The organism is Pseudobdellovibrio sp. HCB154, assembly GCF_046267985.1.
Taxonomy (GTDB): Bacteria; Bdellovibrionota; Bdellovibrionia; order Bdellovibrionales; family Bdellovibrionaceae; genus Pseudobdellovibrio.
In genome coordinates this window covers 3,110,203-3,125,856 of sequence record NZ_CP176530.1, presented here as the reverse complement: position 1 = coordinate 3,125,856, position 15,654 = coordinate 3,110,203, and the positions used below count along the sequence as shown (strand labels likewise).

General features: G+C 39.0%; 16 protein-coding genes. 10 read left to right on the top strand and 6 right to left on the bottom strand.

Annotated features, from left to right (window positions below):
* Positions 1-12 precede the first annotated feature (12 nt).
* The 5 genes from hppD to ACKWCF_RS14815 are packed head-to-tail and all read left to right on the top strand — an operon-like array spanning position 13 to position 4,840.
* Positions 13-1,110, top strand: a complete 1,098-nt coding sequence (hppD, locus tag ACKWCF_RS14835; protein WP_409478387.1) for a 4-hydroxyphenylpyruvate dioxygenase — start codon at positions 13-15, stop codon at positions 1,108-1,110.
* A complete protein-coding gene (locus tag ACKWCF_RS14830; protein WP_409478386.1) occupies positions 1,110-2,237 on the top strand; it encodes a homogentisate 1,2-dioxygenase in 1,128 nt (375 codons plus the stop codon). Before hppD ends, ACKWCF_RS14830 begins: the two co-directional genes overlap by 1 nt.
* Positions 2,222-3,325 carry a bifunctional diaminohydroxyphosphoribosylaminopyrimidine deaminase/5-amino-6-(5-phosphoribosylamino)uracil reductase RibD gene (gene ribD, locus ACKWCF_RS14825; protein ID WP_409478385.1) on the top strand — a complete coding sequence of 368 codons (1,104 nt, stop codon included), beginning with the start codon at positions 2,222-2,224 and terminating at the stop codon, positions 3,323-3,325. The genes ACKWCF_RS14830 and ribD overlap by 16 nt, the downstream gene beginning before the upstream one ends.
* A 2-nt stretch (positions 3,326-3,327) precedes the next feature.
* A complete protein-coding gene (locus tag ACKWCF_RS14820; RefSeq protein WP_409478384.1) occupies positions 3,328-4,419 on the top strand; it encodes a calcium:proton antiporter in 1,092 nt (363 codons plus the stop codon).
* Between the two features lie 7 nt (positions 4,420-4,426).
* A complete protein-coding gene (locus ACKWCF_RS14815) occupies positions 4,427-4,840 on the top strand; it encodes a hypothetical protein (protein ID WP_409478383.1) in 414 nt (137 codons plus the stop codon).
* On the opposite strand, the gene ACKWCF_RS14810 is transcribed toward ACKWCF_RS14815, so the two are convergent.
* On the bottom strand, positions 4,821-5,201 hold the full coding sequence (locus tag ACKWCF_RS14810) for a hypothetical protein (RefSeq protein ID WP_409478382.1): 381 nt from the start codon (positions 5,199-5,201) through the stop codon (positions 4,821-4,823). The two genes, ACKWCF_RS14815 and ACKWCF_RS14810, sit on opposite strands and share 20 nt — an antisense overlap.
* Positions 5,202-5,349: 148 nt before the next feature.
* On the opposite strand from ACKWCF_RS14810, the gene ACKWCF_RS14805 reads away from it, so the two are divergent.
* Positions 5,350-6,588 carry a hypothetical protein gene (locus ACKWCF_RS14805; protein WP_409478381.1) on the top strand — a complete coding sequence of 413 codons (1,239 nt, stop codon included), beginning with the start codon at positions 5,350-5,352 and terminating at the stop codon, positions 6,586-6,588.
* Here ACKWCF_RS14805 and ACKWCF_RS14800 read toward each other — a convergent pair.
* Complete coding sequence (locus tag ACKWCF_RS14800; RefSeq protein ID WP_409478380.1) at positions 6,585-7,706, bottom strand: CapA family protein; 1,122 nt, start codon at positions 7,704-7,706, stop codon at positions 6,585-6,587. The genes ACKWCF_RS14805 and ACKWCF_RS14800 overlap by 4 nt on opposite strands.
* Positions 7,707-7,791: 85 nt before the next feature.
* On the opposite strand from ACKWCF_RS14800, the gene ACKWCF_RS14795 reads away from it, so the two are divergent.
* Positions 7,792-8,160: a hypothetical protein gene (locus ACKWCF_RS14795; protein ID WP_409478379.1), complete on the top strand. Its 369-nt coding sequence runs from the start codon at positions 7,792-7,794 to the stop codon at positions 8,158-8,160.
* Here the strand turns inward: ACKWCF_RS14795 and ACKWCF_RS14790 are convergent.
* The gene (locus ACKWCF_RS14790) at positions 8,149-9,021 is read right to left on the bottom strand and encodes a LysR family transcriptional regulator (RefSeq protein ID WP_409478378.1); all 873 of its coding nucleotides are present in this window, start codon (positions 9,019-9,021) and stop codon (positions 8,149-8,151) included. The two genes, ACKWCF_RS14795 and ACKWCF_RS14790, sit on opposite strands and share 12 nt — an antisense overlap.
* A gap of 88 nt (positions 9,022-9,109) precedes the next feature.
* Here ACKWCF_RS14790 and ACKWCF_RS14785 point away from each other — a divergent pair, with 88 nt between their 5' ends.
* Positions 9,110-9,652, top strand: coding sequence for a hypothetical protein (locus ACKWCF_RS14785; RefSeq protein WP_409478377.1), 543 nt, complete (start codon positions 9,110-9,112; stop codon positions 9,650-9,652).
* Positions 9,610-10,338, top strand: coding sequence for a Fic family protein (locus tag ACKWCF_RS14780; protein WP_409478376.1), 729 nt, complete (start codon positions 9,610-9,612; stop codon positions 10,336-10,338). Before ACKWCF_RS14785 ends, ACKWCF_RS14780 begins: the two co-directional genes overlap by 43 nt.
* Here ACKWCF_RS14780 and ACKWCF_RS14775 read toward each other — a convergent pair.
* From ACKWCF_RS14775 to rfaD, 3 genes are read right to left on the bottom strand one after another with little or no spacing between them, the layout of a single operon-like run.
* The gene (locus ACKWCF_RS14775; protein ID WP_409478375.1) at positions 10,335-11,120 is read right to left on the bottom strand and encodes an RNA methyltransferase; all 786 of its coding nucleotides are present in this window, start codon (positions 11,118-11,120) and stop codon (positions 10,335-10,337) included. The genes ACKWCF_RS14780 and ACKWCF_RS14775 overlap by 4 nt on opposite strands.
* Positions 11,113-12,762 carry an aromatic amino acid hydroxylase gene (locus ACKWCF_RS14770; protein ID WP_409478374.1) on the bottom strand — a complete coding sequence of 550 codons (1,650 nt, stop codon included), beginning with the start codon at positions 12,760-12,762 and terminating at the stop codon, positions 11,113-11,115. The genes ACKWCF_RS14775 and ACKWCF_RS14770 overlap by 8 nt, the downstream gene beginning before the upstream one ends.
* A 2-nt stretch (positions 12,763-12,764) precedes the next feature.
* The gene (rfaD, locus tag ACKWCF_RS14765; protein ID WP_409478373.1) at positions 12,765-13,733 is read right to left on the bottom strand and encodes an ADP-glyceromanno-heptose 6-epimerase; all 969 of its coding nucleotides are present in this window, start codon (positions 13,731-13,733) and stop codon (positions 12,765-12,767) included.
* Between the two features lie 289 nt (positions 13,734-14,022).
* Between rfaD and ACKWCF_RS14760 the strand changes: the two genes are divergently transcribed.
* On the top strand, positions 14,023-15,582 hold the full coding sequence (locus tag ACKWCF_RS14760) for a S41 family peptidase (RefSeq protein WP_409478372.1): 1,560 nt from the start codon (positions 14,023-14,025) through the stop codon (positions 15,580-15,582).
* The last annotated feature ends 72 nt before the right edge of the window (positions 15,583-15,654 follow it).

Genomic DNA, 15,654 nt, shown 5'->3' with positions numbered 1-15,654 from the left:
GAGAGGTTTTACATGGCAAACTTTGCTCCAACTCCGGTGACCATCGATTGGTCAAAAGCGAAAATCACTGAACAAAATCCAATTGGTCTTTATGGCGTGGATTTCTTAGAATACTCTGGCCCAGATGCAGTTCTTTTCGAAGGTTTATTTACACGTTTGGGAATGACTGAAATCGGTTCGATTGCGGGTAAAAAAATTAAACTTTACCGCCAAGGTGATATCAATTTTATTTTAAACACTGAACCAGGAACGTTTGCTGTTGAGTTTGCTAAAAAGCATGGCCCTTCAGTTGTTTCTTCTGGCTTTCGTGTAGCTGACGCAGAAAAAGCTTTTGCAAATGCAGTAGCTCGTGGTGCTAAAGCTTACGACGGTAACGAAGCTTCACGTGGAGCAACTCCGTTTTTAGCGATCTACGGTATCGGGGATTCATTAGTTTATTTCATCGACGAAAAAGCTCATAACAAACTTTACACTGAAATTTTCGGCATTAAAGATAACAATAACTTACGCCCTAAAGGTTTAGGAATGAGAGTTATCGATCATTTCACTAACAATGTACCAAAAGGCGAAATGAACAAGTGGAGTAGTTTTTACGAAAATATTTTCAATTTCTATGAAGCCAAATACTTTGATATCGAAGGCAAGTCGACGGGCTTACTTTCTCAGGCCATGCGTTCACCATGTGGATTGTTTTCTATTCCAATCAATGAGCCTAAAGATTCTAAATCTCAAATTCAAGAATACTTAGATGAATATAAAGGTTCGGGTATTCAGCATATCGCTTTAACAACAGATGATATTATTCCAACTCTTGAAAATTTAACTGCGAACAAAGTTGAATTTTTAGCAGCTCCTCCTCACACGTATTACGGAATGTTAAAAGGCCGTTTACCGATGGTGACAGAAGATATCGACCGCTTAGAAAAAAATGCGATCTTAGTTGATGGTGATCATGATGGTTATTTACTTCAGATCTTTACTAAAAACGTCATCGGCCCTGTTTTCTTTGAAGTGATTCAACGTAAAGGTCACGATGGTTTCGGTAACGGAAACTTCCAAGCCTTATTCGATGCGATTGAAGCTGATCAACGTGCAAGAGGATATTTATAATGCATCAATATTCACAAGGTAAAGCCCACACCCAAGGCCATAAGGGAATTCCTGAAGGCCAATTTGAAGAAGAACACGGCCGCAAAGGTTTCTTTGGGCCCGTGTCTCACTTACTAAAAGATAAAGCGCCCACTCGTTGGACAGCTATCGAAGGGCCACTTAAGCCGCATCTTTACGACTTAGTACCTTGTCAGTATGAAAACGGTAAATGGAACCGGTTATTATTTAACTCTGAAGTTGTGATCTATTCACAATGGAATAAAAAGACTGATCTAAATAAATCTAAAAATGTGTTACCAGCTTTAAGAAATGTGGATGGCGAAACTTTATACTTCGTGCACACAGGTTCTGGAAAAGTTTTAACTGAGTATGGTTTGTTAAAATTTAAAGTGGGAAGCTATGTGATGATCCCAAAATCATTACACCACACGATCATCTTTGAAGAAGATACTCAGTTTTTAATTATTGAATCATTGAGTGGTATGTATCGCGAACCCGAGCGTGGCATGGTGGGAAGAAATGCTTTCTACGATTTAGCTGCTTTAGGCAAACCAAACTTAGAAGAATTATACCAATTCAAAAAAGATAAAAATGTTGAATCATTAGAGATCAATGTTCGTCGCGCAGGTAGCGTAACAAAATTTACTTACGAAGAGTGCGTGTATGATACGGTAGCGTGGAAAGGGGATTACTTCCCATTCACATTACACATCGACGATATGATGCCGATGATGTCTCACCGTGTTCATTTACCACCTTCAACGCATACAACATTTGCGGCGAACGGTTTTGTGGTTTGTACGTTCTTACCTCGTTTAATCGAAACTGATAAAGACGCGTTAAAAGTTCCGTTCTATCACCAAAACATTGATTACGATGAAGTGTTATTCTATCACGCTGGAAATTTCTTTAGCCGTGATAACTTGCACGCGAACATGATGACATTCCACCCAGCTGGTATGCCGCATGGTCCACATCCAAAAGCATTTGCAGCGGCAGCGGCGAATCCAAAAACATTCACTGATGAAGTGGCTGTGATGATTGATACCCAACGCCCACTGCAAGTTGATCTTTACATTGAAAAAACAGAAGTTAATTCTTACTGGCAATCATGGATGAAAAAATAAACCCGAAAAAAGGGGATTTTCTTTCAGACGAGCAAGCCATGCAATTGGCTCTTCAAGAGGCGTACAAGGGTGCGCCTTTTGTGTCTCCTAATCCGTTAGTAGGCTGTGTAATTCTAGACGAGAACGGAAGATTTTTATCAAGCGGGTATCACCACAAATACGGTGAACCGCATGCTGAAGTCGATGCTTACCGTCAATTAACTGATATCGAATTAAAAAATGCCCAAGTGTTTGTAACGCTAGAACCCTGTGCGCATGAAGGAAAAACTCCTTCGTGTGCGAAGGCTTTAGCTAAGATGTCTTTAAAGTCTGTGGTTTATGGTTTGCAAGATCCTAATCCACTGGTGGCAGGGCAAGGTGCTGATATTGTACGTGGTGCCGGAATTAAATGCTCAGAGTATCAAGGTAAGCTAAAAGCTGATCTTGAAGATGTCGCCGAAGTGTTCTTAAAAAACTTCAGACAGAAAAAAACTTTTGTCGCTGCTAAAGTCGCACAATCATTAGATGGCCAAATCGCTTTAGCCAGCGGTGAAAGCAAATGGATCACATCTGAAGCTTCGCGCGAATTCGTGCATGAGCTTCGTTCATGGTATGACGCTGTTTTAGTTGGCCGTAATACAATTGAAACAGATAATCCGTCTTTAAATATTCGCCATCCGCGTATTAGAAAAGAAAACTATCTCGTTGTTTTAGACCCTCAAGGAAAAATTTTAGCTAAAGCAAGCTCGTATAAATTTTCTGAGACGCGCGCCAAAGATAAAATCATTTTCGCAGTTCAGATAGATGTACAGTCTGCTGATTACCAAGTTTTAAAATTTAAAGATTTACAAGATTTGTTAAACCAACTTTGGGATTTAAAAATTAAATCAATTTTTATCGAAGGCGGCGCAAGAACGTATTCAAGCTTCTTGCAGAATAAATTGATCGACCGCTTGCATGCTTTTATTGCGCCGGTCTTAATCGGACAAAAAAATGGTCTTTCGTGGTCGAATGATTTTGCGATCAGCACTTTAAGTGAAAAAATTGTCTTAACAAATGTGAAACATAAAACTTTTGGTCACGATCTTTATTTAACGGGAAGGATTTAAAGATGCCTCAAGCACCTCAACGTCTATTTGATACCACACACTTTCTTTCAATTATGTCAGTTGTGGTGATGATGTTGGTGTTTTCAGTGGGTGTTTCTTCACCGTGGTTTTTAATTATCGCCATTGCGTTCTTAGGCGTTGCTGTAATGACTTCGGTTCACCACGCAGAAGTGATTGCTTTGCGTGTTGGCCCTTCATTAGGGGCGTTGATCTTAGCGTTATCGGTCACGGTCATCGAAGTGGGATTAATTGTTTCACTAATGACTAACAACACACCTGAATCAGCAGTGGTTGCGCGTGATACGGTTTTTGCGGCGGTTATTATTGTCACGAATGGTATTGTCGGTGTTTGTTTATTATTAGGTGGTCTTCGTTACCGTGAATTAGGTTTTCATGTGCAAGGTGCCAGCTCACTCCTTGCAATTTTAGCCGTGTTAGCGGGAATCACAATGGTTCTTCCGAATTATACAACTTCAACGGCCGCTTCAACGTACAGTACGGGGCAATTAATTTTTGTCGCAGCTGCGTGTTTAGTTCTTTATGGGATCTTGGTTTATTTTCAAACGAAAACTCACAAAGATTATTTTGAAGTTGAAGCCACGCCAGAAGAGCAAGAAGATCCGACCAAGCCACCATCACGTCGTTTAACGATTTTAAGCTTTATCTGCTTAGTGGTAAGTCTTGGTGCAGTGATTGGTTTAGCTAAATCACTAAGCCCAGCGATTGAAGCCGGGGTTACGGCGATGAACGCGCCACGTGCGGCTGTAGGTATCGTGATTGCCTTACTTGTTTTACTTCCAGAAACTTGGGCCGCTATTTCAGCAGCTCGTGCGAACCAACTTCAGACAAGTTTAAATTTAGCGCTGGGTTCGGGTGCGGCGTCAATTGCTTTAACTATTCCGGTAGTTAGTGTTTTCTCGCTCATGACAAATAGAACATTAACGTTAGGCCTAGATCCCAAAGGCACAGCATTTTTATTGCTTACATTTATTGTAGGTGGATTAACTCTGGGTACAGGCCGTACTACGGCATTACAAGGTGCTACGCACTTAGTGTTGCTACTTTCATACCTTGTGATGTCTTTTATCCCATAAGACGAATATGAGTCAGAAACTGCGCTTTTTTATTCATCCGATTCCGCTATCAGCCGTGGTTTTACTGGGACTAAATGATCACTACTTAAAATATCAGTACCCGGGTTTTATCACGGGTAAATTAAGCGATTTTTTAGGATTGTTTTATTTTCCGTTATTTTTATCAGCTTTAATTTTGGTTATTACACTTTACCGCGTGGCTTTTACGAAAAGATTATTAGTTACAGCTATTGTGATTACTGATGTGATCTTTTGCGCGTTAAAGCTAAATCCTTTTTTAAGTGAAAACTTTGTGAACTTTTTTTCGCAGCACTTTTTCAAAATCAATGTGCAAAACGACCCAACGGATGTGGTCGCTTTATTATCAAGTGTTTTGTGTTATGGGTTTGCTAAAAAATATTTTACTGTGGAGCAAACGTAACCATACATTCAGGATTACCATCATCTAAACAGCTATACACATGAAGAGTACCACTTGTTGTATTTACTGAATAAGTACAAACGCGTGTTTTCGCATTCACCGTGCCTGAAGTTGTTGTTTCTGTTGCAATTGATAGGGTAGGTTGTGGTAAACCTAAGTCAGTAAAGTCAGTAGCATCAGGAGATACAATCATATTATCTGTTACACCAATAACTTGATTTGTGATTGAAGCGTTTGAACAGTTTGAAGCAGCTCCGTACAAAGTAATATCGATTTCGTCATCAACTTTTGACGTCGCTACAGTAATAACTGAAGTGGCAATAAGGCAGAATGCGATAAAAACTTTTTCAAAACGTTTCATATAAAACTCCGTAATAAAGACTATCTTACCATGCGAAAAAATAAAGGCTCGTAGAATTCTATAAGCCCTTCGACCATAGACTGCTTTTTTCAAAAATCTCATTCTGAGACAGCCTAGTCTGGTGTTTTGTTTGCATTATCTAAAGCTCATGAAACATTTAGTATTTTTGTTAGTTGTATTCTGTTTTAAATTGGCTTCAGCAGCGCCTGCGTGTCGAAGTTTATTTTCTGATAACAGCGTTTTGTCACTGTTCGCAAAGGGTGGAGCAGTGGCTCTTCGTTATGAAAGTTTTTTAACTCAGCTGAGCAAAGCTAAACCTGGAACAAAGTTTTCGTTTTTGCCTGGTGAAGAGTTTACTTTAAAGCAATATTTAGGCGAGGGTGAAACCACAGTGATCGTTGAGACAATGGAAGGAAAGACTCTGCGTATACCTAAAGTTGATTTGCGATCTTCAGCAACTAACCGTCGCGTACATACAGAGTTTATTGATAGTTATTTAAAATCTAGCCAAGAGTTATCAGCAGCAGGCGTTCGTGTCGCAGAGGTTGATTTAGCGGCCAGCCGTCCACCACGTTTTTTGGTGGTACAAAAAGAAGATATTTATTTTCCGACTCGTTCCGGAGAAAAAATAGCTTTAACTTTAGAAAAATTTTTGTCTGCAAAAACGCGCAAAGAATTAAACTTTTCAACTAAAGATGTAGAAGTTATTTTTGAAAAGCTGATTGATTTTGCTAAAAGCACATGGAGATTTTCATTTATCGGTGATTTTAATGAAACTCAATTGGCCTACAACGGGCATGAGTGGGTTTTGATTGATTTTGCCAGAGATAACACAAAAGCTGTTTCGGCGAATCAAAGAAAGAATATTTTTTCACCTCAAAAATATGAAGATCATATTCACGACATCTTACCGGCTAAGCTTTATGCGCGCGTTGAAGAAGCGGTTATAAAAGAAAGACAACGCCAATTTGAATCTCAAGGTAAAAATACAGAACCCCAGGTATGGTTTCAACGCCCAACTGTGGCTCCGAAAGCTTCTTATAAATATCTTTTTACATCAGAAACAGGATTGTCAGGTTTAGTAGGCAGTAAATTCAGCCTAGGCCGTTCGAATGTAAGTAAATCGGCCAATAAAAAGATTAAGGTCACTGACGGGGTATCAAAAATTTATATTGAATACCAAATTACAAAGCTTGTGAAGCAGGGAAAAGATTCAGCTATTTTTGCCGTTAAGTTTTACAATGGTGAAAAAGGTTTTATCGAAGTGTCTTATTCAGTCTTAGATAAAAAAGATGAATACAGTGCTGGCAAAGGTTTGAAGAAAATGGGTTATTCGAAATCTGACTTTGCTTTTGAAGGTGCTGATTACGTGTTAGTGGTCGATTAGCGAAGTGGGCCTAAGTATTTTTCGACATGTTTGACCACATCTTTTAAATGGCGGGCTGGAAAAATCGAAGCTAAAGAGCGCGTAGTCGGCTCGTAGTAATAATCTTTTAAAACGGCTTTGCCATTTTTATCTTTAGCATATTTTAAATATACAATAGCCGATGATTTGCGGTCGATATCACGTTGATAGGCCACAAAATTACCTAACGAATAAAAGATAACGGTTTCACGTTTATCAGCGGTTGTGTAGGTTTCCATGGGTTGCAGCACGTGGGGGTGTGAACCGATCACCGCACTGGCCCCAGCTTCTAAAGCGGCGTGCGCTAGATCAATCTGCATTTTTGAAGCAGTGTCTTTGTATTCAACGCCCCAATGCGGAGTAAAAATAACTAAGTCAGGTTTTTTATAAGCAATTACTTGTTCGATAGTTTTTAAAACTTGATCACGTTGCTCATAGCAAAGAAGCAATTGTTTTTTTCTATCATTAAAGCCGTTAAGCATTTCAGTGCAGCCGACCCAAGCAATCGTAAAGTCTTTTACTTTGGTAATAGTATAAAACGGATCTTCACTTCCTGATTTACGAACACCGATAAAAGGCATTCCTTTTTTATTTAAAGCATCGATTGTTGAATCAATACCTTTCCAGCCGCGATCCAAAGAGTGGTTATTCACGTTTGAAACAATATCGATTCCTGTTTTTTTCAAAGCATCAATTAAAGTCGGATGGTAATTAAATAATAAATCGGTACCGCTATAAACTTCGTTATCGTAGATAAAGCCGACATCGCCTTTATTTTTTAATTTGTTACTAATGCCTAATGCCGTTGGGCCTTCTAAATTCAGATAAGAAAAATCAGCCGCAGCAAATAGCGGAAAAGTTTTTTCCCACAGTTTTGAAAAATCATGTTTAGGATCTTGCATGACTTTTTTGTACAGATCTTGGTGAATAATCAGATCGCCAGTGAATGAAAGAATCACATCAGAACTAGAAGAGACTGTTTTTGTAGTACTCACTGAAACAGGCGAGCTTACCGACGTGACAGCACTCGCACCTGGACTTTCAGCCAGGGCTAGTGATGAGCCTAAAATTGTTGCAATAAGTAAAAGTCCTAAATTCATTTTTTAAATCAAATATAATTTGAAACTGCTTTGTCTAGTCTATGGTCCAGTTACTAATAGTCAATGGCATTGGTAGAATTAAGTTATGAACGATGATGGTAGTCATAATTCGCAAAAAGGTACTTTAAAATCTGAGTGGACACTTCTTTTAGACAGTTTTGTCGAGGAAGAAAACCCCAAAGCCACAGTGATTCAAGGGCTTCCGCAAGAGTTTATTCATGAAACTATGCGTGAATTGAGCGTACAAAAACATTCCTTATTTCAGCAAATCGAAGATGTTAAATCCCAAATCGAAGAAACCCACGTGGTGATCGAAAACCTACAGCTTGTAGGGTCAGACACACAAGGGGCTCATGACCGGATCGCGGATCTTCATGAGCAGGGTGCAACATTAACCGAAACAATCCATACTTTGGATAAAAAGATCAAGAAAGTTAGAACCCTAGCTGGATAAAATTTCTTGGGTGAGTTCTTTAAACCAAGGGATTTTAATTAGCTCTGGTTTGTACATTAAATAAAATTTTGAAGATTCAATAATAGACGGCGGAATTTTAATAAGCTCTGCTTTATCCGTTAAATTTTTAAAACTAAAAATCACATCTGATGGGGCGATGGCCCAACCTTTTCCTTCAGCCACCAAATTTAGAAGCACTTGCCAGTTTGGTAAAATACGTTTTGGTTCTAAATTTATTTTTTCTTTAAATTTTATAAATGTTTGGCTTTCGATATCTCGTCGAAAAGCAAATCGTGGGTAACTAGATAATTCCTGCAAAAGTTTTTGATTAAAATTGTCGGATTTAATTTTCCAACTTTTTGGCATCATCAGATAAAATTCATTTTCAAAACATTTTTTGCAAATTAGTGATGAGTTTTCAGGAAGAAAGCGGGTTAACCCTAAGCTGATTTCATTTTTTTCAACTTGGGTGGCCACATGTTCGCTCAGTGTCGGAATAAATTCGAGGGTGTGGGGAAAATTCAGTTTTTGCGCCATGCGCCCCACCCATTCATAAGGGCCGTACACTTTAATGGCTTGTGTTGGTTTGTCTGAAAATTGGGCGCAGGTTTCATTGATTAAGCTGGAGTAGTTCTTCCACTCTTTAGCAAGACGTATAAATAATTCTTCTCCTAAAGCTGTTAAAACTTTTTGACGGCCTTTGCTTTGAAACAGCTTTTGCCCCACCTGAGCCTCGAAATCTGCAAGCTGGCGGCTTAATGCAGGTTGAGAGATTCCCAGCAAAGTCGCGGCTTTAACCATGTTCTTTTGTTCAGCGAATATCAAAAAAGCTTCAATAAGGTAAACGGAATGCTTCTGCATATATACATAATTGCATATTAAATATGATTAAACATTACTTTTTTAATACTTTGAAAAAGATTATCTAAGAAGCAACCAAGGAGAAATTATGAAAACAAAAACAATGGCCGGTATCCTTACATTAACAGCTGGCTTAGCAACTCAAGTGGCGATGCCAAGCTATGCTTTAGCGAGAACGACACAATCTGAACCAAGCTTTGCCAAAGAATTTAACCTAAAGTCAGCTTCAGTTCGTGTTAAACAAGAAGATGGAACTTACTCAGTTGGCCATATTTATTTAAATGTGTATCAAGAGCGCTTAACACCTGAAGATGCCAATCAGTTTCATGCTGAAATGACGGGTTATTTAACGTTTAACTCTGAATCGGACGATAACTATATCAACCTGGCTGCTGGTGATGGCGATATTTTAATGGATCTAGTTAACAAAGACGCGGGCAATACCTATCAAATCTATGGTTGTTCTTCAACTTTAACTGACTGTATTGGCAGCTCGCTGCAAGTTACTTTTCAAGGCCCCTTAGTGACTTTACAGTTTCACTGGTCATCAACGCAAAAATTTGAAACTTGGAATGAAACTAAACAAGTTTGGGAAGAAGCTTACTCAGTTATCTTAAAAAAATTAAACTAATCATGACGTTTCAATCCTTTTTACAACAGCCTTTTGCAAACGAGGAGCTTTTAGCTATTGCCCAGCTTGAAGAAGAAATTCATCATCTTCAGGCTGGCTGGCCTAAGCTTGAGACAGCGGCTGTTGCAAAGGGATTAAAAGCACTGGCTGAATTAAGATTGAAAGCCTCAAGCACACTTTTACGTAGCGAACATCACAGTTGGTTTTTAGTTAACGGATTTATTCAGAATAAAATTCAAGAACAGCAAGAGCCTGCATGGATCGATATTTGTAAAATTAACCGCGATCTGACCAATTTAAAAGGCGACATTGTCCGCAAGCAAGAGATCTACACGGGTCACTTGCAGGCTTGTCCTTATGCTGAACTCGAGATGATATTAACATTCTTTCAAAATAACATTCTGCCTTATTCGGATACCATATCACCTTTAGTGCATGCGGCACTTTGCCAGTATTGGTTGGTTTCAATTCACCCTTTTAAAGATGGCAACGGGCGCACATCCATTTTGCTGACAGACTGGTTGTTAACGAAGAATGGTTATTTACCGCAAAGCTTTGCTTCAAAGATTGATGCTATCGTCATGTATATTCCTGGACGCGTGAAAAAAATGACACCGGGAATGTCGGTTATTAAAATTTTGCAGAATGTGGTGCGTAGTTACCGCTGCTTTGAATATAAATCTTAAGATTTTTTGTGCGTGTTTAATTCTTTAAGCTCGCGCAGTTTACGAATGCTTTGTTGTAACACGATTTCTAAAACACGAAATTCTTTAGCTGAAGGTGTGTTTTGTAAAAGCATACGTTTTAATGTCGTGTACACGTTGATCTTTTTCTTATCTAGCGAAAACCCCATTTCAGTTAACCAAGTACGTAAACTGGCATCAGGAAAAATGCCTTCTTCTTTTTTCTGAAGAGATTTTGGTTTTTGTTGGCCTTCTAGTTTAGTGCGATCGCCACCAAACACAGAACGTGAAATAAACATCGCAAGAAGTGTAGCCTGTGCCAAATTAAGCGACGTATTGTCACCATAAGTTGGAATCGAACAGCAGAAGTTCGCATGCGAAATGTCTTCAGCGCTTAAACCTGCATCTTCTGGCCCGAAAACAATGTGTACGACAAACGGCTCGTCAGAATCTTTTTTAATTTCAGTATTAGTTTCGACGAAATATTGTAAAGTCGTTTGCAGATCTTGCGCCTGGCGACCACGGCCATCACGGGCCGTCGTTGCGATCATTAAACCTTGGGGTTCATTCTTAAAAAACTCGGCCCAATCTTTATAAACTTTACGGTTTTGAAGAGCGTATTGTCCGGTTGCTGCCGCTTGCTGAGCTTCAAAGGTCACTTCAGTTTGAGGCGCTAAAAGAATTAAATTTTTAAAACCCATATTGGCCATAGCACGAGAGGCGGCACCAATATTTCGTTCATAAAGAGATTTAATTAAGACAATTCGTACATCTAGCTTACGCATAAGCTAGACGTACACCATCATCTATGACCGAAGTCAATTTTTCGTTGTTAGATTTGATTGTTTGTAAGTGAGTTTCGATCTTTTTTGATAGAGCTGGCGAAAGTTTGCTCATATAAGCAATTTCTAGAAGCTCTACGTACAATAACCACTGATCTGTGGCTTCGTTTAAGCACTTATCAAATAAAGCCATGATCGTTGAATCTGACCACTCTGTGCGGCTTTTACGGTAATCACGAATGTTTTGGTAAAGTGCAAATAACCGCTTTTGTTCAGCCGAATAATTCGGAGTAGGAACACGAGCCGCTACGAAATCATCAGTATCTCCGTAAGCTTTACGATCAGCCGGGCCACCGAACACCGACACCACTTTGTTACCAACTGTGATATCAAAGTTACCCCATTCTGGTTGGAATAAAGTTTGGTCTTTGTATTTCACCGTACAGTTTTTAAAAGTCATGATGCCATTTTCAGTTTTAGCTAAATCGCCAGTTACTGTAACACCAGAATCGTACTGTAAGGTATTGCCAACCTGTTTGTAGTTTCCTAATGGAAAGCTGTAGCCATGTTGATGATATTCTTTATCGTGACCAGAAAGCTGTTGGTCATTTTTACTGATTTGTGTTGGGCCAGAAAATTTAATGTAAATGATATTGCCCGCTGAATCTTGAATGTATTCAGACACAACACCACTGATTTGCAGACCTGTATCTAGTTGAACTGTGTTTACCGACTTAGCTTGAATTGCTTTATCTAAACCAGTTTTGCCACCCACGCGGTAAGCCATTTTTTCAGCCATTTGGTGTAACACTTTAACTAGAAATTTAAAATCAGGAGTCACAAATAATTGTGGTTGTGGCTCAGTGATATCGTAAGTTTGTTTGATGCAATCAACAGTTAAAGGAATTTTTTTAACTTTGTCAGATAAACACCATTTTGATTCACCAATTGATGATAATAAGCCCGCACCGAAAATTTTTGGTTTATCAACAGTTCCTACTAAACCGTATTCAGCTGTCCACCAGTTCATGCGTGATAATTCAGTGGCTTCAGAAACGTGAGTCGAAGCTTTGATAGTTGCGTCTAATTTTTTCTCTGATTGAGCAATTTGTTCAGCTGTTGAAGTTGGATTTTCTTTAACATCAGATAATTCACGAATTGCTTCGTACAAATCTAAATCTTCTTTGCTGATAATCGCTTTTTTTGCAACCTGCGCATACTCTTTTAAATAGGCTGCGTATTCTGGATCAACGATGATCGGCGCATGACCTGCCGCCTCGTGAACGATATCTGGCGCCGGTGTATAAAGTAAGTGATCAATCGTTCTCATATCAGAAGCAATCGGTAAGATTGATAATGATTGTAATTCCATAAAGGCGGCTGGTGGAATAAACCCAGAAACCGGCATCGCTGTCCAACCGAAGTTTTTAAGTTTTTCACTCATATCTTCGATACGTGGAATTTGATCTTCAGAGATTCCTGTTTTTTCTAAACCTTCGATATAAACCGGATGCGCATTTTTAGATAAAAAATCTTTTAGCTGACGTAAACAATAGCGCCATGTGGCCTGATCAACAGGTGTGTAGCGCGCATAGTTTTGATCAACGCAGTATTTTTTTAAATGCTGAGGCAGTTCATTCATCATGTTTATAACCAAGCGTCTTTTTGAGTCAGATAATTTTTAACGTAATCTTCGATAGCTTTTTCAAGTGGCCATTGCGGTTCAGACATACCAGCTTGTTTCCACTTCGTCATGTTAGCTAAAGTGTAATATTGGTATTGGTTTTTAATATCTTCAGGCATATCAAGCCATTTGATTTTCTGCTCTTTACCTAAAGCTTTAAATAAAGCTTCGGCCATGTCTAACCAAGAACGAGTTTCACCGTAACCCATGTTATAAATGCCACTGGCTGGTTTTTTCTCCATGATTTCGGCCATCCAACGAACAACGTCTTTTACGTACACGAAATCGCGCACTTGGCGGCCATCCATGTAGTTGGCGTTATAAGATTTAAATAAACCTAAAGAATCATGTTTTTGAAGGTGATGATAAGATTTAAAAGCAACGGATGCCATCGAACCTTTTTCATATTCGTTCGGACCAAACACGTTAAAGAATTTTAAACCGTACCAGTTTTCAGGAGTGGCTTTTTGTTTTAAAGCCCAGCGATCCATAATCACTTTAGATTCGCCGTAAAGGTTTAACGGTTTTAATTTTTCAGAATCAAACGTGTCTTCAAAGCCATTTTCTCCGGCACCGTAAGTAGCTGCCGACGAAGCGTAGATCATGTTTTTTTTGTAACGTGAACACCAGTCAAATAGACGTTGTGAATATAAGAAATTATTTTCGTAAAGATATTCCCAGTCTTTTTCTGTTGTAGAAGAGCAAGCGCCCATGTGAATAATCCAAGTCACTTTTTTCTGAGCGTCTGGAGTTGCTAAGAAGCTCCAAAGTTCATTGGCTTGAAAGAATTCGGCAAACTGTCTTTTTTGTAACAGGTTACGTTTAGTTAAGTCGACTGTGTCTGTAGCAATAATGTTTGTATGGCCCATTTGATTGAGCTGCCAAACCATTGCGCTTCCAATAAATCCATTGGCTCCGGTAACGATAATCATCGGTAAAATACTCGCTTTCAGCAAGGTAGAGTATCTGGCATGACACTTCACATTCGCAAGGTTTTTTACTCTCAAAACCCTGTTGTTGTTTTGATCACATTTGAAAAACTTTCCTGATGCCGGGGCAGATAGCCATTTAATTGGTTTTGAGAGGGGAAAATTGTGGCCTTAAGGTTGCTCTATTTTGTCACTGGGAAGGTTCTGGTAGAACCGATTCGGGGAATGTAACTGGGGTGTTTTGATTATGCGTTCGTGGGGAATAGTATTTACGATAGCCATGGGGTTTTTGATGGGGTTCGTGCTGGCAGGGGTCGGGGGGATCTCTGCGGGGCTACAGGCTGCTCAAACTCAATCAAAATTAGAAATCAGCAAAGTCGAAGAATACTGGGCAAAATCTGGTTTGGACGAATCAGAATTGCGTAAACTCGTTAACGATAAAACATGTCATTTATCTGAAAAATACTTTTTAGCCTGCGTAAATTCTGTGAATAATGCCTTAGCTTTAACGTCTGAGCGTTTAGGTTTAACGGGTGAAATCTGGCCTGCTCACGCTGAAACAACAAGCTTAGATAATTTTAAAGAAAAAGAAACGTTACAGCCGTTTTCAAAAATCTATAAAGAGCACATCAACACAAGTTTTTCATTCGATAAACTGTGGGATTTAATCTTAAAGAAAGCTGACAATAAAATTCCTGCGCGCTATTTATTAGCTCAAGGTATTAACGGCTACTTATCTGTTAGCAAAGATCCGCACACTTACATTTTACCGATGGGGTACTTTGATCAGGTCAGTTCTACGTCTGAACGTTCACCGTTTTTCGTAGGTCTTAGTTTTGAAAAAGATAACTACGGTCAATTGCGTATTAAAAAAGTAGTTCGTAATTCAGACGCCTTTCAAGGTGGTTTAGAAGTTGGCGATGTTGTTAGTTCATTAAACGGACAAAAAGCTGATTCATTAAGCTTAGCTGATGCAAGCCAAATGTTAAGAGACCGTAACATTCGTATTTTTAATTTTATCATTAAACGTGATGGCGCAACGTTAGTTAAAAACATTCAGCGTAGTTACCGTGTTTTAAGCCAAGTTTACTCTGAAGTGGTAACAGGCGCTCGTAATTTTGGTGTGATTACGATTTCTAAATTTTCAACGAACACATGTAACGAAGTTCGCGATGCCATCTTAGGCATGGCTGATAAAAACATTTCAGGTTTAGTTTTAGATTTACGTGATAATCCAGGTGGTCGTTTATCAGAAGCGGCTTGTTTAACGGGTTTATTTATCGGCCAAGATAAAACAATTTATTCAGTTCAATACTTTGATTTATCAAAATCTAACGAAGTGGTGTTAACAAGTGCTGAACGAATTTATTCTGGTGCTTTAGCGGTGTTAGTGAATACCAATTCAGCCAGTGCGGCTGAGTTATTTGCAGGCGCGATTCAAGAATACCGTCGTGGTATCGTGATCGGTGCAAAAACTTTTGGTAAAGGTACATTTCAAGAAATCGAATCTTGGGAGAAGTCTGAAAAAATCGGTTATTTCAGAACTAAAGGTTTCTACTTATTGCCAAGTGGCCGTTCGACACAGTTTTACGGAGTCACTCCTGATATCGAATTACCAGAAGCGGTTACTAGTGATGCCAGTGAAGAGAACAACTACATCAATCCAATTAAGCCGGTGAATTTAGTTTCTTCGCATAAAAATTTAGTGTTACCACTACAAACTTGCACGAAACAAAATAGCTTAAGTTTAACTGATGTTGTGATCTCTAAAGCGATTGATAATCTGTCTTGCACAGAGCTTATGTCATTCGTGGCTTTACAGTACAACAGCAATGAAACCGCTCCGGAATAAGTGAACGACCAAGCGCTTATCCGGCCGTTGTCAAAAGCCTATACAGCCTAAACACCTAAAATCCCTTTAATT